Source organism: Pseudomonas sp. R4-15, from assembly GCF_055768815.1.
Genome location: NZ_CM147293.1, coordinates 594,872 through 615,663 on the forward strand (window position 1 = coordinate 594,872; position 20,792 = coordinate 615,663).

The 20,792-nt window shown below is 67.7% G+C and carries 19 protein-coding genes; 13 read left to right on the plus strand and 6 right to left on the minus strand.

The features are described 5' to 3' along the window. Both ACYRGX_RS02865 and ACYRGX_RS02870 read right to left on the minus strand, forming a co-directional pair. Nucleotides 1-450, minus strand: a complete 450-nt coding sequence (locus ACYRGX_RS02865) for a YqaA family protein (protein WP_473055107.1) — start codon at nt 448-450, stop codon at nt 1-3. Between the two features lie 2 nt (nt 451-452). Further along, nucleotides 453-1,343: a LysR family transcriptional regulator gene (locus ACYRGX_RS02870; RefSeq protein ID WP_473055108.1), complete on the minus strand. Its 891-nt coding sequence runs from the start codon at nt 1,341-1,343 to the stop codon at nt 453-455. Between the two features lie 146 nt (nt 1,344-1,489). Between ACYRGX_RS02870 and speB the strand changes: the two genes are divergently transcribed. The 9 genes from speB to ACYRGX_RS02915 all read left to right on the plus strand — a co-directional run bounded on the left by speB (nt 1,490) and on the right by ACYRGX_RS02915 (nt 11,312). Next, nucleotides 1,490-2,452 carry an agmatinase gene (gene speB, locus ACYRGX_RS02875; RefSeq protein ID WP_473055109.1) on the plus strand — a complete coding sequence of 321 codons (963 nt, stop codon included), beginning with the start codon at nt 1,490-1,492 and terminating at the stop codon, nt 2,450-2,452. 26 nt (nt 2,453-2,478) lie between these two features. Then, nucleotides 2,479-3,321, plus strand: a complete 843-nt coding sequence (locus ACYRGX_RS02880; RefSeq protein ID WP_473055110.1) for a sugar phosphate isomerase/epimerase family protein — start codon at nt 2,479-2,481, stop codon at nt 3,319-3,321. Then, a complete protein-coding gene (locus ACYRGX_RS02885) occupies nt 3,321-4,364 on the plus strand; it encodes an isopenicillin N synthase family dioxygenase (protein ID WP_473055111.1) in 1,044 nt (347 codons plus the stop codon). Before ACYRGX_RS02880 ends, ACYRGX_RS02885 begins: the two co-directional genes overlap by 1 nt. A gap of 41 nt (nt 4,365-4,405) precedes the next feature. Then, nucleotides 4,406-5,206, plus strand: a complete 801-nt coding sequence (locus ACYRGX_RS02890; RefSeq protein WP_473055112.1) for an ABC transporter substrate-binding protein — start codon at nt 4,406-4,408, stop codon at nt 5,204-5,206. 84 nt (nt 5,207-5,290) lie between these two features. Next, on the plus strand, nt 5,291-6,808 hold the full coding sequence (locus tag ACYRGX_RS02895; RefSeq protein WP_473055113.1) for an amino acid ABC transporter permease/ATP-binding protein: 1,518 nt from the start codon (nt 5,291-5,293) through the stop codon (nt 6,806-6,808). Next, on the plus strand, nt 6,805-7,527 hold the full coding sequence (locus tag ACYRGX_RS02900; RefSeq protein WP_473055114.1) for a class II aldolase/adducin family protein: 723 nt from the start codon (nt 6,805-6,807) through the stop codon (nt 7,525-7,527). Before ACYRGX_RS02895 ends, ACYRGX_RS02900 begins: the two co-directional genes overlap by 4 nt. 4 nt (nt 7,528-7,531) lie before the next feature. Next, on the plus strand, nt 7,532-9,136 hold the full coding sequence (locus tag ACYRGX_RS02905; protein ID WP_473055115.1) for a 5-guanidino-2-oxopentanoate decarboxylase: 1,605 nt from the start codon (nt 7,532-7,534) through the stop codon (nt 9,134-9,136). A gap of 82 nt (nt 9,137-9,218) precedes the next feature. Next, nucleotides 9,219-10,559 (plus strand): purine-cytosine permease family protein, encoded by a 1,341-nt coding sequence (locus ACYRGX_RS02910; RefSeq protein WP_473055116.1) that lies wholly within the window; start codon nt 9,219-9,221, stop codon nt 10,557-10,559. Nucleotides 10,560-10,577: 18 nt separating this feature from the next. Then, nucleotides 10,578-11,312, plus strand: coding sequence for an MBL fold metallo-hydrolase (locus tag ACYRGX_RS02915; protein WP_473055117.1), 735 nt, complete (start codon nt 10,578-10,580; stop codon nt 11,310-11,312). 39 nt (nt 11,313-11,351) lie between these two features. Here the strand turns inward: ACYRGX_RS02915 and rpiA are convergent, their stop codons facing one another. Continuing rightward, complete coding sequence (rpiA, locus tag ACYRGX_RS02920) at nt 11,352-12,026, minus strand: ribose-5-phosphate isomerase RpiA (protein WP_473055118.1); 675 nt, start codon at nt 12,024-12,026, stop codon at nt 11,352-11,354. An 86-nt stretch (nt 12,027-12,112) separates the two neighbouring features. Further along, entirely contained in the window at nt 12,113-12,631 is a 519-nt protein-coding gene (locus ACYRGX_RS02925) for an Hcp family type VI secretion system effector (protein WP_473055119.1), read from the minus strand. A gap of 369 nt (nt 12,632-13,000) precedes the next feature. On the opposite strand from ACYRGX_RS02925, the gene ilvA reads away from it, so the two are divergent. Then, the gene (ilvA, locus tag ACYRGX_RS02930; RefSeq protein WP_473055120.1) at nt 13,001-14,515 is read left to right on the plus strand and encodes a threonine ammonia-lyase, biosynthetic; all 1,515 of its coding nucleotides are present in this window, start codon (nt 13,001-13,003) and stop codon (nt 14,513-14,515) included. Nucleotides 14,516-14,523: 8 nt separating this feature from the next. Then, entirely contained in the window at nt 14,524-15,741 is a 1,218-nt protein-coding gene (locus ACYRGX_RS02935; protein ID WP_473055121.1) for an MFS transporter, read from the plus strand. Here ACYRGX_RS02935 and ACYRGX_RS02940 read toward each other — a convergent pair. Further along, the gene (locus ACYRGX_RS02940; protein WP_473055122.1) at nt 15,738-16,391 is read right to left on the minus strand and encodes a histidinol-phosphatase; all 654 of its coding nucleotides are present in this window, start codon (nt 16,389-16,391) and stop codon (nt 15,738-15,740) included. The genes ACYRGX_RS02935 and ACYRGX_RS02940 overlap by 4 nt on opposite strands. Nucleotides 16,392-16,958: 567 nt before the next feature. Here ACYRGX_RS02940 and ACYRGX_RS02945 point away from each other — a divergent pair. Together ACYRGX_RS02945 and ptsP are read left to right on the plus strand one after the other, a co-directional pair. Beyond that, nucleotides 16,959-17,438 (plus strand): RNA pyrophosphohydrolase, encoded by a 480-nt coding sequence (locus tag ACYRGX_RS02945; protein ID WP_473055123.1) that lies wholly within the window; start codon nt 16,959-16,961, stop codon nt 17,436-17,438. Between the two features lie 21 nt (nt 17,439-17,459). Beyond that, a complete protein-coding gene (ptsP, locus tag ACYRGX_RS02950; protein WP_473055124.1) occupies nt 17,460-19,739 on the plus strand; it encodes a phosphoenolpyruvate--protein phosphotransferase in 2,280 nt (759 codons plus the stop codon). A 27-nt stretch (nt 19,740-19,766) separates the two neighbouring features. Here ptsP and ACYRGX_RS02955 read toward each other — a convergent pair whose 3' ends face one another. Continuing rightward, complete coding sequence (locus ACYRGX_RS02955) at nt 19,767-20,759, minus strand: asparaginase (RefSeq protein ID WP_473055125.1); 993 nt, start codon at nt 20,757-20,759, stop codon at nt 19,767-19,769. Nucleotides 20,760-20,792 lie beyond the last annotated feature (33 nt).

Here is a 20,792-nt window from a genome sequence, read left to right on the forward strand (position 1 = left end):
CTACCAGGGCAACGCCACCACGCCCTTCAGCACCGCCGCCAGCAGCAGATAGCGGCCGCCCTTGGCGAGGGTGACCAGGAGCAGGAAGCGCCACAGGGGTTCGCCCAGGGTCCCGGCGATCAGGGTCAGGGGATCGCCGATCAGCGGCGCCCAGGACAGCAGCAGGGACCAGTAGCCATAGCGCCGGTAGTGGCGTTCGGCACGGGCCAGGGCGCGTCCGCCGAAGGGCGCGCGGCGTTGCTGGCGCCAGCGCAGCAGGCCACGACCAAGCAGCCAGTTGATCAGCGAACCGAGCACGTTGCCGAGGGTGACGATGGCGAGCAGTGCCCACACCGGTTGCTCGCCCAGCAGCAGCAGGCCCGCGAGCACCGATTCGGATTGCGCCGGCAGCAGGGTGGCGGCGACCAGCGCGCTGAGGAAGAGTCCGGAGTAGGCAGCCAGATCGCCCATTTTCAGTGCGCCAACTGCGTTTTCAGGCCATCTCGGAAGGTCTGGATCAGCGGTTCGCGGGTGCGGCCGCGCTTGTGGATCATGGAGAACGGCGCCTGGTAGCCGAAGGTCGCCGGCAGCAACGGGCGCAGGCGGCGCTGCTCGACCCAGGGCTGGGCGAAGTGCTCGGGCAGGTAGCCGATATAGGCGCCGGAGAGTACCAGGATCAGTTGTGCCTCCATCGATTCCACGGTCGCCGCGCTGTGCTTGAAGCCGTGGCGGGCCAGCTCCGCCTGGCTCCAGTAGCCGCGCCCGACCATGCGCTGGCCGGTGATCACCTCGGCGGGGATGCGCCGCTGCTCGTACAGCGGATGCCGCTCGCTGCAGTACAACCAGTGCTGCTCACGGTACAGCGGCTGGTAGACCAGCCCGTTCATGCGTATCGAGAAGGCGCCGATGGCCAGGTCCAGGCGCGCCTCCAGCACGCCCTGCTGCAACTCGTACGGACTCATCACCGACAGATTCAGGTGCACGCCGGGGTGCTGCTCGCTGAAGGCGCCGATCACCTCGGCCAGGGGAATCGCCCGTTCACTGACCATCGAATCGAGGATACCGAGCTTGAGGGTGCCGGACAGCTCGCCCTTCAGGGTCGAGGAATAACGCTCGAACTCGTCCAGTTCGGCGAGGATGCGCAGGGTTTCCTGGTACAGCAGCTCGCCCTTGGCGGTCAGTGCGAAGCCGCCGCGGCCGCGATGGCAGAGGGTGATGCCGAGCTGGGTTTCCAGCTGGCTCATGTAGGTGCTGATCGCCGAGGTCGACAGGTTGAGCTCCTGCTGCGCGGCGGCGAAACCCTGCTGGCGGACCACCGCGACGAACACCCGCAACAGCTTGAGATCGGCCTGCTGGAGGGCCATGGGAAACCTCGACGGCATGGAAGACGCCGCAGTCTAGCGCGATAGTTCAGAAAATCCTGAAGTGATTTTTTCGCGATTGCGATTCTTTCGGGGCACCAAGTTTCCAAGAATCCCAAGCATCGCTCGACGCAAGACCAGAGGTCCCCGTGGAAAAGATCCTGCACCAGCCGCTGGGCGGCAACGAGATGCCACGCTTCGGCGGCATCGCCAGCATGCTGCGCCTGCCGCACATCCAGGACGATGCCGGCATCGCCCGCCTCGATGCCGCCTTCATCGGCATCCCACTGGACATCGGCACCTCGCTGCGCTCCGGCACCCGCTTCGGGCCGCGGCAGATCCGCGCCGAGTCGGTGATGATCCGCCCCTACAACATGGCCACCGGCGCGGCGCCCTTCGACTCGCTGTCGGTGGCGGATATCGGCGACGTGGCACTGAACACCTTCGACCTGAAGGACTCGGTGCGCATCATCGAGGAACACTACGACCGCCTGCTGTCGATCAGCGACCTCAAGCCGCTGACCCTGGGCGGCGACCACACCCTGACCCTGCCGATCCTGCGGGCGATCAAGAAGAAGTATGGCAAGGTCGGCCTGGTCCATATCGACGCCCATGCGGACGTCAATGACCACATGTTCGGCGAGAAGATCGCCCACGGCACCACATTCCGCCGCGCCGTCGAGGAAGGCCTGCTCGATTGCGATCGCGTGGTACAGATCGGCCTGCGCGCCCAGGGCTACACCGCCGATGACTTCAACTGGAGTCGCCGGCAGGGCTTTCGCGTGGTGCAGGCCGAGGAGTGCTGGCACCAGTCGCTGGCGCCGCTGATGGCCGAGGTGCGTGAGAAGGTCGGCGGCGGCCCGGTGTACCTGTCCTTCGACATCGACGGCATCGACCCGGCCTGGGCGCCGGGCACCGGCACCCCGGAAGTGGGCGGTCTGACCACCATCCAGGCCCTGGAAATCATCCGCGGCTGCTGGGGCCTGGACCTGGTCGGCGGTGACCTGGTGGAAGTCAGCCCGCCCTACGACAGCACCGGCAACACCTCGCTGCTGGGCGCCAACCTGCTCTACGAAATGCTCTGCGTGCTGCCCGGCGTGCTGCGTCGTTGAAGCCTGAGGCGGAGAAGGAGCGTCCGATGAAACTGGAAATCTTCCGTACCCTCTGGGGCTTTCGCGGCAGCCTCGACGACGCGTTGCAGAGCCTGCGCAGCGCCGGTTTCGACGGCATCGAGGCGCGCCTGCCGGAGGACCTCTCGGCACGCGAGCGGCTCGGGCACTTCCTCAGCGCCAACGGTGTGCCCTACGTGTGCATTCTGTTCACCTCGACACCGGTGCTGCCGCGCCAGACCGACAGTCCCGAGGATCACCTGCGCGACCTGCAGCGCAAGCTCGACTGGGCCGCCACGCTGCAACCACGCTTCATCAACCTGCTGGCCGGCAACGACCGCTGGAGCCTCGCCGAGCAGGTCGACTTCCACGGTCGCGCCCTGGAGCTGGCCCGCGCCAGCGGCCTGCGTTGTCTGTTCGAGACCCACCGGGCGCGCTCGCTGTACAGCCCCTGGGTGACCCTGGAACTGATCCGCCAGTTGCCCGAGCTGCGCTTCACCAGCGACATCAGCCACTGGGTGGTGACCTGCGAGCGCCTGCTGGACGACCCGGCGGACGACCTGTCGAGCTTCGTCGAGCGCGTCGAGCACATCCAGGCGCGGGTCGGTTACGACCAGGGCCCGCAGGTGCCGCACCCGGGCGCGCCGGAATACGCCGACGCCCTGGCCTTCCACCAGCGCCACTGGGAAAGCATCTGGAGCAGCCAGCGCCAGCGCGGCTTCGAAACGACCACCCTGACCCCGGAATTCGGCCCCGACGGCTACCTGCACCACCTGCCGTTCACCGACGTCCCGGTGGCCGACCTGTGGTCGCTCAACCAATGGATGGCGCGCACCGAGCGCCAGCACTTCCACCGCTACATGGGGCATTGATGATGAGCGCAGCCAAGGATTTCACGCGCATTCCGCAAGTCGACATCGCCGGGCTCTACAGCCCGGACCCGGCCGCGCGCCAGGCGGTGGCCGCCGAACTGGGTCGCGCCGCCCGCGAGGTGGGCTTTCTCTACATCGTCGGGCACCCGGTACAGGCTTCGGTGATCGACGCCCTGCACCGCGCCGCCGAGGCCTACTTCGTGCAGCCGCTGGACGCCAAGATGCGCCACTACATCGGCGCGTCGGAAACCCACAAGGGCTACGTGCCCGAGGGTGAAGAGGTCTACGCCAAGGGCAAGCCGGACCACAAGGAAGCCTTCGACATCGGCTTCGAGGTGCCCGAGGACAATCCGCTGGTACTCGCCGGTACGCCGCTGCTCGGCCCCAACCGCTGGCCCGAACTCGACGGCTTTCGCGAGGCGGTGCAGGCCTACTACGCGCAGGTGTTCGACCTCGGCCGCACGCTGTTCCGCGGCTTTGCCCTGGCCCTGGGCCTGGACGAGCGGCACTTCGACGACATGGCGCAGTTCCCGCCGTCGAAGCTGCGGCTGATCCACTATCCCTACGACGGCGAGGCGCAGGACGCCCCGGGCATCGGCGCACACACCGACTACGAGTGCTTTACCATCCTGCTCGCCGACCGTCCCGGCCTGGAGGTGATGAACGACCTCGGACAGTGGATCGACGCACCACCGGTCGACGGCGCCTTCGTGGTGAACATCGGCGACATGCTCGAAGTGATGAGCGCCGGCGCTTTCGGCGCCACCGCCCACCGCGTGCGCACGGTGAAGGAGGAGCGATATTCCTTCCCACTGTTCTACGCCTGCGACTACCACACGCAGATCGCCCCGCTGCCGCAGTTCGCCGACCAGGCGCAGGCGGACTACGAACCCCTGAGCATCGGCGACCACATGTGGAGCCAGGCCCTGCAAACCTATAGCTATCTGAAGAAACGCGTAGAGGCTGGAGAACTGAAACTGCCGGAGCGCGCCCGTCGCCCGGCCAGTTTCGGCCACCTGAAAAACCAGCCCAGCCTGCTTTGATCGTTCGCCTGCCGCCTCGATACCTTCCAAGGAGCGACACCATGAACACCGTGAAGACCTTTGCCCTGAGTGCCCTTGCCGCCCTGGGTCTCGCCGGCCTGCAAGCCGCCCACGCCGCCGACGCGCCCAAGACCCTCGCCGAAGGCGAGCTGAAAGTGGGCATGGAGATTTCCTACCCGCCCTTCGAGTACTACGAGGACGAGAAGGTGATGGGCTTCGACCCGGAAGTCTCCACCGCCCTCGCCCAACGCCTGGGCCTGAAAGCGAGCTTCTTCGACACGCGCTTCCCCAACCTGATCCTGGGCCTGGATGCCAACCGCTTCGACACCATCATCTCCGGCATGTACATCCTCCCCGAACGCCTGGAGAAGGCCGATGCCATTCCCTACGCCAAGACCGGCGCGGCGATCATGGTGCGCAGCAACGCCGAGAAGAAGCCCGCCACGCCCGAAGAGCTCTGCGGTCTGACCGTCGGCCTGCAGCAGGGCACCTCGTGGATTCCGGCCCTACAGAAAGTCTCCGACGGCTACTGCAAGGAGCACGATGCCGGCGCCATCACCATCAACCAGTATCCGACCACCGCCGAGGTGTCCCAGGCGCTGCTCGCCGGGCACATCCAGGCGCACCTGGAGATCGACGCCGCCTCCAAGCTGATCGTCGAGAAGAGCCGTGGACGCATCGTCATCAGCTCCCAGGGCTCGATCTACCCGCAGACCCTCGGCATCTACGTGAAGAAGGGCAACACCCAACTGCTCGATGCCCTGAAAGCCGCGCTGGATGAATTCAAGGCCAGCGGCGAGTACAAGGCGCTGCTGGAAAAATACAACCTGGAAGAGGCCTGACCGGCCAACGCCGCGGGCGCGTTGCCCGCGGCGTTTCGCTGCTGGCCGGTCGGCCGGCGCCACCGGCAATACCCGAGGTGACGCATGCAATTCGAATGGGGCTATTTCTTCTCGCTGTTCTCCATGCCGGCCTTCTGGGCGGCCTGCTGGACGGTGGTCAAGCTCAGCGCCCTGGCCTGGCTGATCGGCCTGGTGCTCGGCTTCGGCCTGGCCAGCGCCAAGCAGTCGGGCCGGCCCTGGCTGAAGGCGCCGGCAGCGGTCTACGTGTGGTTCTTCCGCAGCGTGCCGCTGCTGGTGCTGCTGATCTTCGTCTACAACCTGCCGCAGTTGCTGCCCGCCAGCGGCGCGTTGCTCTCCAACCCCTTCATCGCCGGCCTGCTCGCCCTGGTGCTGACCGAGGCGGCGTACATGGCCGAGATCCATCGCGGCGGCCTGCTCTCGGTCGCCAAGGGTCAGCGTGAGGCGGCCCGCGCCCTGGGCATCCGCCCGCTCGGCGCGCAGCGGCTGATCGTCGTGCCCCAGGCCTTTCGCATCGCGCTGCCGACGCTGACCAACGAATACGTCACCATCGTCAAGCTGACCTCACTGGTCTCGGTGATCTCCCTCACCGAGCTGCTGCTGGTCGGCCAGCGCCTCTACGCGCAGAACTTCCTGGTGCTCGAGACCCTCGGCGCCGTGGCCGTCTACTACGTGCTGATCGTCAGCCTGTTCGGCTGGGGCCTGCAGTACCTGGAGCGGCACCTGGACCTGACGCGACGCAAGCCCGACGCCCTCGACGACGCCGCCGTCGGCTCGCTGCGCGGCAATCTGCCGAAGGTCGTGGCGGGCAGCACGGCCGCCCAGCAGCCCGGCGCGCCGGATGCCCTGCGCCTGGTGGATATCCACAAGCGCTATGGCAGTCACCACGTGCTCAAGGGTATCGACCTGGTGGGGCGCCCGGGCGAGGTGATCTCGCTGATCGGCCCGTCGGGCTCCGGCAAGACTTCGCTGATCCGCACCATCAACGGCCTCGAAAGCGTCGACGCCGGCGAGATCGTGCTCTTTGGCGAGGACTTCATCCGCGCTGGCGACCGCCCGGACAACCCCCGCCAGCGCGCCGGCGTACGGCGCATCGGCATGGTCTTCCAGAACTTCAACCTGTTCCCGCACCGCAGCATCCTCGACAACGTGATGCTCGCGCCGCGCTATCACGGCCTGGCCGACACCACGGCGCTACGCCGTCAGGCCCTGGCACTGCTCGACAAGGTCGGCCTGCTGGCGCATGCGCACAAGTACCCGCACCAGCTCTCCGGCGGCCAGCAGCAGCGCGTGGCGATCGCCCGCGCGCTGGCCATGCAGCCGGACATCATGCTCTTCGACGAACCCACCTCGGCGCTCGATCCGGAGCTGGTCGGCGACGTCCTCAACGTCATCCGCGACCTGGCCCGCGAGGGCATGACGCTGCTGATCGTCACCCACGAGATGGACTTCGCCCTGTCGATCTCCGACCGCGTACTGTTCATGGAGGACGGCAAGGTGCAACTCGACGCCAGCCCCGAGCAGATCCGCAACGGCGAGCACGCGCGCGTGCGGCGCTTCGTCGGCCTGGAGGAAAGCGCATGAACGACATCGCCCAACTGCGCCGCGACCTCGCCGCAGCCTATCGCCTGGCCGCACTGTTCGGCTGGGAAGACACGCTCTACACGCACTTTTCCGTACGCCTGCCGGGCCACGGCGAGCCGCGTTTCCTGATCAATCCGTTCGGCCTGTTCTTCGACGAGATCCGCGCCAGCGACCTGATCGTGGTGGACATGCACGGCAAGGTGGTGGAGGGCGAGGCGGACTACAACGTCGCCGGCTTCACCATCCACAGCGCCGTGCACATGGCCCGCGACGACGCCCACTGCGTGATCCACACCCACACCCTGGCGGGCATGGCCGTGGCCGCGCAGGACGCCGGGCTGCTGCAGCTCAACCAGATCAGCACCGAGTTCCACGGTCGCCTCGGCTACCACGCCTACGAAGGCGTGGCGCTGGATCTCGACGAACGCGCGCGCATCCAGGCCTCGCTGGGCGACAACATCGCCCTGCTGCTGCGCCACCACGGCCTGCTCAGCGTCGGCGCCACGGTCGCCGACGCCTTCTACGTCATGTACTACCTCAACCGCGCCTGCGAGATTCAACTGGCGGCCACCGGCGGCGGCCAGCCGTGCAGCGAGATTCCCGAGCCCCTGTCGCGGCATGCCTGCGAACAGCTGCAGGGCGCCGAATGGCAGCGCCAGCTGATCTGGCAGGCCTGGCTGCGCCGCCTGGATCGTCTCGACCCGAGCTACAAGGACTGACCCGATGAGCCTGACCTGCGGCGAATTCCTCGTACGCCAACTCGAAGCCTGGGGCGTCGACACGGTATTCGGCATTCCCGGCGTACACACCGTGGAGCTCTACCGCGGCCTGCCGGACAGCGGCATCCGCCACGTCACGCCGCGCCATGAGCAGGGCGCCGGCTTCATGGCCGACGGTTATGCGCGGGTCAGCGGCAAGCCCGGTGTGTGCTTCATCATCACCGGACCGGGGATGACCAACATCCTCACGGCGATGGCCCAGGCCTACGCCGATTCCATCCCGATGCTGGTGATCTCGGCGGTCAACGAGCGCGCCCGGCTGGGCAGCGGCAACGGCTACCTGCACGAGCTGCCGGACCAACGCGCTCTGGTCGCCGGGGTCAGTGCCTTCAGCCACACTCTGCTGGACGTTGATGAACTGCCGGCACTGCTGGCGCGCGCCTTCGCCGTGTTCGACGGCGCGCGGCCGCGCCCCGTGCACATCGAGCTACCACTGGACGTAATCACCGCGCCGGCCGGGCACCTGGCGCTGGCGCCTCGTCCGCAGGTGTCGCGTCCGGCCGCCGCTCCGGCGCTGATCGCCGCGGCGGCCCGGCGCCTGGCCTGCGCGCAACGCCCGTTGCTGCTGCTCGGCGGCGGTTGCGTGAACGCCGCCGCCGAGGCCCGCGCCCTGGCCGAGGCGCTGGATGCGCCCACCGCGCTGACCATCAATGCCAAGGGCCTGCTGCCGCCAGCGCATCCTCTGCTGCTGGGCAGCAACCAATCACTGGTCCCGGTGCGTCAGCTGGCGCGCGAGGCCGACGTGGTGCTGGCGATCGGCACCGAGCTGGGCGAGACCGACTACGACGTGGTCTTCGACGGCGGCTTCGCGCTACCCGGCGAGCTGATCCGCATCGACATCGATGCCCAGCAGTTGAGCCGCAACCACCTGCCGGCGCTGGCCATCCAGGCCGACGCCGGCCTCGCCATGCAGCAGTTGCTGGCCGTGCTGCCCGCGCGGCCCTTCGCTGCCGACGGCATTGGCGCCCGTCGCGCCGCCAGCGTCAGGGCCGAACTGGCCGAAGGCTTCGCCGACTGGGCGCACTACCGCCGGTTGTTCGACACCCTGCATGCCGCACTGCCGGATGCCCGCTACGTCGGCGACTCGACGCAGACGGTGTACAGCGGCAACCACCTGGTGGACACCTCGACCCCGCGCCTGTGGTTCAACTCATCCACCGGCTACGGCACCCTCGGCTACGGCCTGCCGGCGGCCATCGGCGCCAAGCTCGCCGAGCCGGGCCGCCCGGTGGTCTGCCTGATCGGCGATGGCGGCCTGCAATTCAGCCTGCCGGAGCTGGCCAGCGCAGTGGAGGCCGCTGTGGGTATCGTCGTGCTGCTGTGGAACAACGCCGGCTACGGCGAGATCAAGCGCTACATGCAGCGCCGCGCGATCACCCCGCTGGGTGTGGATATCTACACCCCGGACTTCCTCACCATCGCCCGCGGTTTCGGCTGCCTCGCCGAACGCGCCGATGACCACGCGCAACTGGCCGAGCTGCTGCGCAGCGCACCGGCGGACCGTCCACTGCTCATCGAATTAGCCGAGGCGCCGCCGTTCCATCCCTGAACGAGCGGCACCCACACAAGAAGCGATGCCCCCCTTTCCCCCCTGCCAACGACAACACCCAAAAAGCATCCGGGAGATCAGCATGTTGAAGAATTTCGCACGGCACTTCGGTCAGGACGGCCTGGCCGCCACCGACGCCAGCCACCGCAGCCTCGGCCTGCGCGGCACCGCCGCGCTCTGGCTGGGCGCCAACGTGGTGGTCACCACCATCCTCACCGGCATGCTGCTGGTGCCCGACCTGCGCTTCGGCCCGGCGATGCTGATCGTCCTGCTCGGCTCGGCGATAGGCATCCTGCCGCTGGTGCTGGTCGGCCTGATGGGCCAGCGCAGCGGCCTGACCACCATGGTGCTGGCACGCGGCGCCTACGGTGTGCACGGCTCCAAGCTGCCGTCGCTGGTGAACCTGCTGAGCCTGCTGGCCTGGAGCTGGATCCAGGCGCTGCTCGCCGGCATGAGCCTGGACTACGCGGTGAAGTCGACCACCGGCTACAGCAACCTGCCGCTGTTCACCATCCTCTGCGAGACCCTGGTGCTGCTGATCGCCCTGCGCGGCCACCTGGGCATCGAACGTGTCGAGCGCTGGGCGGCGATCGGCATGCTGCTGCTCGCCGCGGCGATGTTCTACGCCATGGGCAGCCACTTCGAATTCGCCCAGCTGCTGGCGATGCCGGCCGAGTCGCGCAACGACATCACCCCGGGGATCGCCTTCGACATCGTCATCGCCACCGCCTTCTCGTGGATTCCGCTGGCCGCCGACTACAACCGTAACTGCCGCAGCCAGGGCGTGGCGGCGGTCGGCACCTGGGTCGGCTACGTCGCCGCGACGCTGCTGGCGATGGGCATGGGTGCGGCGGTGTCGGGCTTCTCGGTGCTCAGCGGCGTGGAGCAGACCTACGATCCGGCGGTGCTGCTCGCGGGCTTCGGTTTCGGCCTGCCGGCGGCCATCGTGGTGTTCCTCTCGGTGATGACCACCAACGTCATGTGCGTCTACAGCGCCACCCTGTCGTACCTCAACATCGCCCCGCGCACCGCCTTCTGGAAGCCGGCGCTGGTGATCGGCGTGCTGTCGATCCTCGGCTCGCAGATCCCCGGTATCCTCGACAACTTCCAGACCTTCCTGCTGGTGATCGGCAGCGTGTTCATCCCCGCCTTCGCGGTGATGATCGCCGACTACTTCGTGATCCAGCGCGGCGGCTACGTCGAGGCCGACCTGCTCGACGAGCAGGGTGGGCGCTACCGCTACCTGGGCGGCATCAACCCGGCGGCGTTCGTCGCCTACGGCCTGGGCGCGGCGCTGGCCTACTACTGGGGCTGGGTCTCGCCGCTGGCCTGGGGCGCCTCGCTGCCGGTATTCGTGCTCACCGCGCTGTTCTACGTCGTCGTGCGCAAGTGGCTGTGGGCGCCGCGCGCGCAGGTCGCCTGAGCCCGAGAGGAAACGCCGATGAAGATAGTCAGTCGCGAAGAGTGGTTCGAGGTACGCACGCTGGACGACGGCATCCGCCTGATCCACGAGCCCTGGGTGCGGCCGTTCTACCGCTGCAACCTGTGGCACGTCAGCGGCCGTGAACGCGATGTGCTGATCGACTCCGGCTCCGGCGTGGTCAGCCTGCGCGAGCAGTTGCCCTGGCTGACCGAGAAACCGCTGCTGGCAGTGGCCAGCCACTGCCACTTCGACCACATCGCCGGGCACCACGAGTTCCCCGAGCGCCTGGTACACCCGGACGAGGCGGACATCCTCGCCGCACCGGACGGGCAGAACACCCTGGCCGAGGCCTTCGTCGGCGACGAAATGTTCGAGGCGCATCCGGACTGCCCGCTGTGCTACGCCGAATACCGGGTCAAGGCGGCGCCGGCGACCCGGCTAGTGGAGGAGGGCGACGTGCTCGATCTGGGTGACCGCACCCTGCAGGTGCTGCACACGCCGGGGCATTCGCCGGGTGGCATCAGCCTCTGGGAAGCGCGCACGCAGACGCTGTTCTCCGGCGATGTGATCTACGACGGTCCGCTGATCGAGGACGCCTACCACTCCAACCTGGAGGACTACGCCGCCAGCCTGGCCCGCCTGCGCCGCCTGCCGGTGCGCCAGGTGCACGGCGGCCACTTCGGCAGTTTCTCCGGCACGCGCCTGCAGGCACTGATCGACGACTGGTTCGCCACCCATCCCGGGCTGGGCTGAGCGGTAGCGGGCGCGCCGGGGAGGCGCGCCCGCTACCGCTCAGCCGCGCTCGAGGGTCTTCACGCCGCTGGCGGTGCCGAGCAGCAGCACGTCCGCCGGGCGGGCCGCGAACAGACCGTTGGTGACCACGCCGACGATGGCGTTGATGTCACGCTCCAGGCCCACCGGATCGGTGATCGACAGGTTGTGCACGTCGAGGATGATGTTGCCGTTGTCGGTCAGCACGCCCTCGCGGTATTCCGGATCGCCACCGAGCTTCACCAGCTCGCGGGCCACGTGGCTGCGCGCCATGGGGATCACCTCCACCGGCAGCGGGAAGTTGCCGAGCACCGGCACCAGCTTGCTCTGGTCGGCGATGCAGACGAAGGTGCGCGCCACGGCGGCGACGATCTTCTCGCGGGTCAGCGCGGCGCCGCCGCCCTTGATCAGGTGCAGGTGCTCGTCGCTCTCGTCGGCGCCATCGACGTAGAACTCCAGCTCGCTCACCGAATTGAGGTCATAGACCGGGATGCCGTGGCCCTTGAGGCGCTGCGCGGTGGCTTCGGAGCTGGCCACGGCGCCATCGAAGGCCATCTTGTGATGCGCCAGGGCGTCGATGAAGAAGTTGGCCGTGGAGCCGGTACCGACGCCAACGATGCTCGTGGCATCGAGACGCGGAAGAATGAGGTCGACGGCGGCCTGGGCCACCGCCTGCTTGAGTTGATCCTGGTTCATGCCGGGCTCCGGGGTTCGCGAAGGCGCGCAGTATAACCCCGTGCTGCGCGCCTGGCTGGCCCCGGCGACGGCTGCCGGGAACGCGCCTACGCGGAGATCGGCGAACGCCAGTCGTCGGAGCCCGAGGTACCGGCCACTTCGTGGGTCCAGATGATCTTGCGGTAGGTGAAGTAGACGTCTTCCAGGTGGGTGAAGTGGGACATGCCCGGGTCCTGGCAGTTGGGCATGCGCGACTGCACGTCGACGATGACCGCGTCTTCCAGCTCGATGGTGAAGTAGTGTTCCTGAGTACCGGTGGCGGAGGTGCGGTACCACTCCAGACGGCACTTATCCAGGCGCTCGCCCGAGGTCAGCGCGTTGAAGATCAGCGGCGAGGACTTGTCGAAGACCTTGGTGATCATCAGCGGCTTGTGTACCCGCTGGCCGGTGGGTTGGCCGGACTGCGGGTCACGGGGAATGATCACCTGGTGTCCGTAGGCCTGTACCAGGATCTGGTCTTCGTGACCTTCCTGGAAGATGTTGCCGACCGAATCCTCGGTGAAGGTACCAGCGGTGATCAGGCCCTGCTTGGTCCCTTCGAGGGACAGGTACGCGGGAGTTGGCATGGGTGACGCTCCTTTTTTGCCAGCCGACCTCGTCCCTGTGACGAGGCTTCCCGTCATTCTTGGCAGTCTCCGTGCCAGCCTCGGGAAGCCGCTTTTCAATCAAAGGCTTATGCGGTCATCCACAATTGATGCCAAGCCGTTGCGCTACACAGCGCACATGGCGCTGCGCAAGGCGCTGCGCAGCTTTGGCAGGATTCGGCGCGGCGTTCCCGGGGCCTCAGCGCACCGCTTTTACGCGGGTTGCCCACAAAGTTATCCACAGCTTGTTGCGCAAGTGCTTGCCCACCTCCTGTTCGGGTCGGCAACTCGCCGCTACCCGCCCAGGGGAGTACACTCGGCGTTTTCCCGCCGTACCAGATCCTCGCCGTCATGCTCGAACACTACGTCAAGCACATCCTCAACTCGCGCGTTTACGACGTGGCCGAGGAAACCCCGCTGCAGCCCGCCCGCCAGCTCTCCGAGCGCCTGGACAACCGCGTGCTGCTCAAGCGCGAGGACCTGCAGCCGGTGTTCTCCTTCAAGATCCGCGGCGCCTACAACCGCCTGGCGCAGCTCTCCGCCGAGGAACGCGCGCGCGGCGTGGTCACCGCCTCGGCCGGCAACCACGCCCAGGGCGTGGCGCTGGCGGCCAAGCAGATGGGCGTGGCGGCGACCATCGTCATGCCGCGCACCACCCCGGAGCTGAAGGTGCAGGGCGTGCGCGCCCGTGGCGGCAAGGTGGTGCTGCATGGCGATGCCTTTCCCGAGGCGCTGGCGCATTCGCTGAAGCTGGTGGAGGAGAAGGGGTATGTCTACGTCCACCCCTACGACGACCCCCACGTGATCGCCGGGCAGGGCACCGTGGCGATGGAAATCCTGCGCCAGCAGCAGGGGCCGCTGGACGCCATCTTCGTGCCGGTCGGCGGCGGCGGACTGATCGCCGGCATCGCCGCCTACGTGAAGTACCTGCGCCCGGAGGTGAAGGTCATCGGCGTCGAGCCGGACGATTCCAACTGCCTGCAGCAGGCGCTGGCCGCCGGCGAGCGAGTGGTGCTGCCGCAGGTCGGGCTGTTCGCCGATGGCGTGGCGGTGGCGCAGATCGGCGCGCATACCTTCGAGATCTGTCGTGAGCACGTCGACGAGGTGGTCACCGTCAGCAGCGACGAGATCTGCGCGGCGATCAAGGACATCTACGACGACACCCGCTCGATCACCGAGCCGGCCGGTGCCCTTGCGGTGGCCGGGATCAAGAAATACGTGGCCCGCGAAGGCGTCAGCGGCCAGACCTTGGTGGCCATCGATTCGGGCGCCAACGTCAACTTCGACCGCCTGCGCCACGTCGCCGAGCGCGCCGAGCTGGGCGAGCAGCGCGAGGCGATCATCGCGGTGACCATCCCCGAGCGACCGGGCAGCTTCAAGGCCTTCTGCGAGGCACTGGGCAAGCGGCAGATCACCGAGTTCAACTACCGCTACCACGGCGAGGGCGAGGCGCACATCTTCGTCGGCGTGCAGACCCACCCGCAGAACGACCCGCGCCAGGCGCTGGTGCAGAACCTGCGCGAGCAGGGCTTCCCGGTGCTGGATTTGACCGACAACGAACTGGCCAAGCTGCACATCCGCCACACCGTGGGCGGGCATGCCGAGGCGGTGAGCCACGAGCGGGTGCTGCGCTTCGAATTCCCCGAGCGCCCCGGCGCACTGTTCAACTTCCTCAACAAGCTCGGCGGGCGCTGGAACATCAGCCTCTTCCACTACCGCAACCACGGCGCCGCCGACGGCCGCGTGCTGGCCGCGCTGCAGGTGCCGGAAGAGGAGCTGGCGCAGTTGCCCAAGGCGCTGGAAGCCATCGGCTATCCCTGGTGGGACGAGACCGAGAACCCGGCCTACCAGTTGTTCATGGGTTAAGGCGACGCATGGCTGAGCGCGCGTCCCAGCAACGTCCACGCACGCCAACCGCGGTCGTCAGCGCAGCCCTGGCCACCGCGTTCTGCCTGACCGGCGACTCCATGCTCTACATCGCCCTGCCGCTGTTCTGGCAGCAGGCCGGGCTCGACGCGCTCTGGCAGGTCGGCGTCCTGCTCTCGGCGAACCGCCTGGTACGCCTGCCGCTGAATCCACTGATCGGCCTGTTCTACCACCGTGCCTCGCTGCGCAGCGGCCTGCTGCTGGCGGTGCTGCTCGGCGTCGCCAGCACCCTCGGCTATGCCTTCGTCAGCGGCTTCTGGGCCTGGCTGGCGCTGCGCGCCCTGTGGGGCGTGGCCTGGTCGCTGTTCCGCATCGGCGGGTTGACCTGCGTGGTGCAGTGCGCCCCCGGCAGCGCGCGGGGCCGGGTGATGGGCAGCTATAACGGCCTCTACCGCCTGGGCAGCCTGGTCGGCATGCTGGTGGGCGGTGCGCTGGTGCCGGTGTTCGGCCTGCAGAGCATCGCGCTGGTGTTCGCCGCCCTCTCGCTGCTCGGCATTCCGCTGCTGCTGGCCGCCTTCGATCCCCAGCCGGCGGTCGATGCGCCAGCGGCGGCGGGCCCTGCCATACCGCACGCTCGGCGCGCACTGCCCAGGCAGCGTCTGGTTTGGCTGAACGGTTTTTGCGTGGCCTTGCTGATCCAGGGCGTGCTCGCTGCCACCCTCAGCGCGCTGGTGGCCTGGCGTCTGGGCCCCGAAATCCAGGTACTGGGCGTTGCCCTCGGCGCGGGTGCCTTGGCCGGCGCGCTGCAGGCCGCGCGCTGGAGCTGGGAAACGCCGCTGGCGATGCGGATCGGCACCTGGAGCGATGGTCCGCGCGGACGCCTGCCGCTGCTGACCGGCGCCCTGTTGGCCATGGCGCTGGGTTTCGCCGCCCTGTTACCGGCGCAGCCCATCGCGAGCTGGCTGGCCTGCGGGCTGCTGGCGATGCTTGCCGCCACGGCGCTGACCACCCTCTGCGATGCCCTGGCCGCCGACCTTGCCCGTCAGGGCAACGCCCTGCGCGGGATGACCGGCTACTCGATCATCCAGGACCTGGGCGCCGCGCTCGGGCCGATGGCGGCCTTCGCCCTGCTGGCGCTACCGGGCGGCTTCTTCTGGCTGTACGGCGGCTGTGCTGTGCTGTGCCTGCTGCTGGCGGCAGGCTGGTGGAGCACGCTACGTCGCTAGCGCAGCGAAATCACCGGCCAGCCCCGTTCCTCGGCGATCTTGCGCAGGGTCGGGTCGGGATCGACCGCCACCGGGCGGGTGACCGCCTCGAGCAGCGGCAGGTCGTTGGCCGAGTCGCTGTAGAAGGTGCTGTCGGAAAGATCCGCATCGTGCTCGGCGAGCCAGCGATGCAGACGTTCGACCTTGCCCTCGCGGAAGCAGGGCACGTCGGTGGTACGGCCGGTATAGCGGCCGTCCTGCATCTCGCACTCGGTGGCGAGCAACAGGTCCACGCCCAGCCGCGCGGCGATCGGGCCGGTGATGAAGCGGTTGGTCGCGGTGATGATCATCAGCGTGTCACCCGCGGCGCGATGCTCGGCGAGCAGTGCTTCGCCCTTGGCGAGGATGATCGGCTCGATGCACTCGCGCATGAAGCGCGCGTGCCACTCGGCGAGCTGCGCCATGTCCGTGCGACCGAGGATCTCCAGGCAGAAGTTCAGGTAGTCGCGGATATCCAGGGCGCCATTCAGGTAGTCCTGGTAGAAGGCGTCGTTGCGCGCCTTGTAGGTGACCTCATCGAGGATGCCCTGGGCACACAGCCAGTCGCCCCAGGCATGATCGCTATCGGCGGCGAGCAGGGTGTTGTCGAGGTCGAAGAGAGCGAGGCGCACGTGAATATCCCGAGTACGAAGGAAAAGGCCCGCAAGCATACCGTCAGAACCGCTCGACTGCATCGCACGGATGTCGGGCCCGCTCATTGCGACTCGGGAGCGGGAATCCCTGGTTTCGCACCGCGACGGTGGCCAGTGCCCAGGCTCATTCCCTCCCATTCAATGAGTGGTAGCCGAGACCGCAAAGCGGACGAGGTGGGCTGAGTCGCGTAGCCGAAAATACGCCGGCCCCGCCGGGGTTTCGCTGGAAATCTTCAACGCCGTGGGCAGGGCAGAGCCAACCATTCGTCCTCTTGCGGGTGCCCTACGGGGGTCGCTGCAAAGCCCTACGAGGCCCCTGCAGCGCCGTCTCCAGACGAGGCTGGTGACCTTCGGGGCGCGTTGGTGAATCTGTCCAGGGTGTTGCGCGCGAAGTGAATGCGGCATGCTGAGTCGGCCTCCTGCCGAGGGAGGATAGATGGCGATTGCATGGCCCGTGCCAGCTTGCCCAATGCAGCGGGCGCGACGCTTCCAGCCCCCCGCTCTTTTATGGAACAATGCCGTAACATGCGTTCAAGAGGTGCAGACATGATCGACCCCGATGGCTTTCGGCCGAATGTCGGCATCATTCTGACCAATGACGATGGCCAGGTCCTCTGGGCCCGGCGCATCAACCAGGACGCCTGGCAGTTTCCCCAGGGCGGCATCAACGAGCGCGAATCGCCCGAACAGGCGTTGTACCGCGAGCTCAACGAGGAAGTCGGCCTGGAGCAGCGCGACGTGCGCATCCTCGCCTGCACCCGTGGCTGGCTGCGCTACCGTCTGCCGCAACGCCTGGTGCGTACCCACAGTCAGCCGCTGTGCATCGGCCAGAAGCAGAAGTGGTTCCTGCTGCGCCTGCTCTCGGATGACGCGCGGGTGCGCATGGACCTGACCGGCAAGCCGGAGTTCGACGGCTGGCGCTGGGTCAGTTACTGGTACCCGCTGGGCCAGGTAGTCACCTTCAAGCGCGAGGTCTACCGGCGAGCCCTCAAGGAACTCGCGCCGCGCCTGCTGGCGCGCGACTGATCGGAGATTCGAGCCCTGGCCATGCTCAACACGCTGCGCAAGATCGTTCAGGAAGTCAACGCTGCCAAGGATCTCAAGGCGGCGCTGGGCATCATCGTGCTGCGCGTGAAGGAAGCGATGGGCAGCCACGTATGCTCGGTCTACCTGCTCGATCCGGAAGCCAACCGCTTCGTCCTGATGGCCACCGAGGGCCTCAACAAGCGCTCCATCGGCAAGGTCAGCATGGCCCCCAACGAGGGCCTGGTCGGCCTCGTCGGTACCCGTGAGGAGCCGCTCAACCTCGAGGACGCCGCCAGCCATCCGCGTTACCGTTACTTCGCCGAGACCGGCGAGGAACGCTACGCCTCCTTCCTCGGCGCGCCGATCATCCACCACCGTCGGGTGATGGGCGTGCTGGTGGTGCAGCAGAAGGATCGCCGGCAGTTCGACGAAGGCGAGGAAGCCTTCCTGGTGACCATGAGCGCACAGCTCGCCGGAGTCATCGCGCATGCCGAGGCCACCGGCTCGATCCGCGGCCTGGGGCGCCTGGGCAAGGGCATCCAGGAAGCACGCTTCGTCGGTGTTCCCGGCGCGCCGGGCGCAGCGGTCGGCCATGCCGTGGTGGTGCTGCCGCCCGCCGATCTGGAGGTGGTGCCGGACAAATCCATTGAGGACCGCGACGCGGAGGTCGAGCGCTTCGAGCAGGCCCTGGAAGCGGTGCGCATGGACATCCGCAACCTCTCCGGGCGCCTGGGCGGGCAGTTGCGCCCCGAGGAACGCGCGCTGTTCGACGTCTACCTGATGATGCTCGACGACGCCTCCATCGGCCAGGAGGTCAAGCGCATCATCCGCACCGGGCAATGGGCCCAGGGTGCGCTGCGCCAGGTGGTGATGGAGCACGTCAAACGCTTCGAGCTGATGGACGACGCCTACCTGCGCGAGCGCGCCTCGGACATCCGCGACCTCGGCCGGCGCCTGCTCTCGCACCTGCAGCACCAGCGCCAGCAGGACCTGGTCTACCAGGACAACACCATCCTGGTGAGCGAGGAGCTGTCCCCGGCGATGCTCGGCGAGGTGCCCGAGGGCAAGCTCGCCGGCCTGGTCTCGGTGATGGGCTCGGGCAACTCCCATGTGGCGATCCTGGCCCGCGCCATGGGTATTCCCACGGTGATGGGCATCGTCGATCTGCCGTACTCCAAGCTCGATGGCATCGAGCTGATCGTCGACGGCTACCACGGCGAGGTCTTCACCAACCCCAGCGAGATCCTCCGCCGGCAATACGCCGAAGTGGTGGAGGAAGAGCGCCAGCTCACCCAGGGTCTCGACGCACTGCGCTCGCTGCCCTGCGAAACCCTCGATGGCGTGCGTATGCCGCTGTGGGTGAACACCGGCCTGCTCGCGGACGTGGCGCGCGCCAAGGAGCGCGGCGCCGAGGGCGTGGGCCTGTATCGCACCGAAGTGCCGTTCATGAGCAAGGAGCGCTTCCCCAGCGAGAAGGAGCAGATGGCGATCTACCGCGAGCAGCTCGCGGCCTTTCATCCGCTGCCGGTGACCATGCGCAGCCTGGACATCGGCGGCGACAAGTCGCTGTCCTACTTCCCGATCAAGGAAAGCAACCCGTTCCTCGGCTGGCGCGGCATCCGCGTCACCCTCGATCACCCGGAAATCTTCCTGGTCCAGGCGCGCGCCATGCTCAAGGCCAGCGAAGGCCTGAACAACCTGCGTATCCTGCTGCCGATGATCTCCGGCACCCACGAGACCGAAGAGGCGCTGCATCTTATCCACAGGGCCTGGGGCGAGGTGCGCGACGAGGGCACCGACGTACCCCTGCCGCCGGTGGGGGTGATGGTGGAGATTCCCGCGGCGGTCTATCAGATCCGCGACCTGGCGCGCCAGGTGGACTTCCTCTCGGTGGGCTCCAACGACCTGACCCAGTACCTGCTGGCGGTGGACCGCAACAACCCGCGGGTCGCCGACCTCTACGACTACCTGCACCCGGCGGTGCTGCAGGCGCTGCAGCACGTGGTCACCGAGGCGCATGCCGAAGGCAAGCCGGTGAGCATCTGCGGCGAGATGGCCGGCGATCCGGCGGCGGCGGTACTGCTGTTGGCGATGGGCTTCGATTCGCTGTCGATGAACGCCACCAACCTGCCCAAGGTGAAATGGCTGCTGCGCCAGGTCAGCCTGGGCAAGGCCAAGGAGCTGCTCGCCCAGTTGCTGACCATCGACAACCCGCAGGTCATCCACAGTTCGCTGCACCTGGCGCTGCGCAACCTCGGCCTGGGCCGGGTCATCAACCCGGCGGCGACCATTCAGAGCTGAGGGCGCCCAGGGCAGGGCGCGCGGCGTTCAATCCGCCATTTCCCCGCACAGGTCGAGTGCCATCAGGCGCTCGACCTCGGCCAAGGGCAGATCGGCGCCGAGCAGGGCGAACAGCTTGCCCAGCGCCGCCTCACGGGTCATCCCGCCACCGGACACCACTCCCACCTGACGCAGCCGGCTACCGGCGGCATACACGCCAAACTCGACATGCCCTTGGGGACACTGGCTGATCGCGACCAGCAGGACGTTGCTGTCGCGGGCCTCGCGCAGCGCCTGCATCAGTGCAATGTCGTCCGACGGTCCGGTGCCGCTGCCGTAGCACTCCAGCAACAGCCCACGTACGCCGCTGGCGACCAGCGCGCGGACCAGCTCGGCCTGCACCCCGGGAAACAGCGGCAGAATGCCCAGCGCCAGCGGTCGCCGTGGCTGGCGATAATCCAGCGCCGGCGGCAGCCCATCGGCCCGCTCGGCCTGGCGTAGGCGCGGTAGGACCTGGAAGGCGTCGAACGCATCGCTGCGCAGCTTGGAACACCGTGCGCCATGCATCAACTGGCCATCGAAAAACAGGTGTACGCCGGGAGCGATGCCCTGACCCAGCGCGCACAGCGCCCCGAACAGGTTCGGCCAGGCATCGCCATCCGGCGTCCCGGCCGGCTGCATGGCACCGGTGAATACCACCGGTGCCGGCAGGCCGAGCAGCAGGAAGCTCAGCGCCGCGGCGCTGTAGGCCAGGGTATCGGTGCCATGCAGCACCAGGATGGCATCGCAGCCCTCCTCGTCGACGGCGGCGACGATGGCGTCGCGCAGTGCCAGCCACTGGGGCTGGCCCATGTTGGCGCTGTCGAGCAGCGGTGCCAGCTCGCGGAATTGCCAGTCGGGCAGGTCGTCGAGTCCCTGCGCGCGCTGTTCCTCGCGCATGCGCACGTCGAAACCGGAGGCCGGCGCGAGGCCTTCGGCGGTCATCTGCATGCCGATGGTGCCGCCGGTGTAGAGCACCCGCAGGCGTTGGGGTCCGTTCATGAACAATCCTCAGACAGAGAAAAGGGGGCTTAA

Excerpts from the sequence above, each read along its gene's own strand:
- ACYRGX_RS02865 (WP_473055107.1), bottom strand. The coding sequence starts at position 450 with ATGGGCGATCTGGCTGCCTACTCCGGACTCTTCCTCAGCGCGCTGGTC.
- ACYRGX_RS02870 (WP_473055108.1), bottom strand. The coding sequence starts at position 1,343 with ATGGCCCTCCAGCAGGCCGATCTCAAGCTGTTGCGGGTGTTCGTCGCG.
- ACYRGX_RS02880 (WP_473055110.1), top strand. The coding sequence starts at position 2,479 with ATGAAACTGGAAATCTTCCGTACCCTCTGGGGCTTTCGCGGCAGCCTC.
- ACYRGX_RS02885 (WP_473055111.1), top strand. The coding sequence starts at position 3,321 with ATGATGAGCGCAGCCAAGGATTTCACGCGCATTCCGCAAGTCGACATC.
- ACYRGX_RS02890 (WP_473055112.1), top strand. The coding sequence starts at position 4,406 with ATGAACACCGTGAAGACCTTTGCCCTGAGTGCCCTTGCCGCCCTGGGT.
- ACYRGX_RS02895 (WP_473055113.1), top strand. The coding sequence starts at position 5,291 with ATGCAATTCGAATGGGGCTATTTCTTCTCGCTGTTCTCCATGCCGGCC.
- ACYRGX_RS02900 (WP_473055114.1), top strand. The coding sequence starts at position 6,805 with ATGAACGACATCGCCCAACTGCGCCGCGACCTCGCCGCAGCCTATCGC.
- ACYRGX_RS02905 (WP_473055115.1), top strand. The coding sequence starts at position 7,532 with ATGAGCCTGACCTGCGGCGAATTCCTCGTACGCCAACTCGAAGCCTGG.
- ACYRGX_RS02910 (WP_473055116.1), top strand. The coding sequence starts at position 9,219 with ATGTTGAAGAATTTCGCACGGCACTTCGGTCAGGACGGCCTGGCCGCC.
- ACYRGX_RS02915 (WP_473055117.1), top strand. The coding sequence starts at position 10,578 with ATGAAGATAGTCAGTCGCGAAGAGTGGTTCGAGGTACGCACGCTGGAC.
- rpiA (WP_473055118.1), bottom strand. The coding sequence starts at position 12,026 with ATGAACCAGGATCAACTCAAGCAGGCGGTGGCCCAGGCCGCCGTCGAC.
- ACYRGX_RS02925 (WP_473055119.1), bottom strand. The coding sequence starts at position 12,631 with ATGCCAACTCCCGCGTACCTGTCCCTCGAAGGGACCAAGCAGGGCCTG.
- ilvA (WP_473055120.1), top strand. The coding sequence starts at position 13,001 with ATGCTCGAACACTACGTCAAGCACATCCTCAACTCGCGCGTTTACGAC.
- ACYRGX_RS02935 (WP_473055121.1), top strand. The coding sequence starts at position 14,524 with ATGGCTGAGCGCGCGTCCCAGCAACGTCCACGCACGCCAACCGCGGTC.
- ACYRGX_RS02945 (WP_473055123.1), top strand. The coding sequence starts at position 16,959 with ATGATCGACCCCGATGGCTTTCGGCCGAATGTCGGCATCATTCTGACC.
- ptsP (WP_473055124.1), top strand. The coding sequence starts at position 17,460 with ATGCTCAACACGCTGCGCAAGATCGTTCAGGAAGTCAACGCTGCCAAG.
- ACYRGX_RS02955 (WP_473055125.1), bottom strand. The coding sequence starts at position 20,759 with ATGAACGGACCCCAACGCCTGCGGGTGCTCTACACCGGCGGCACCATC.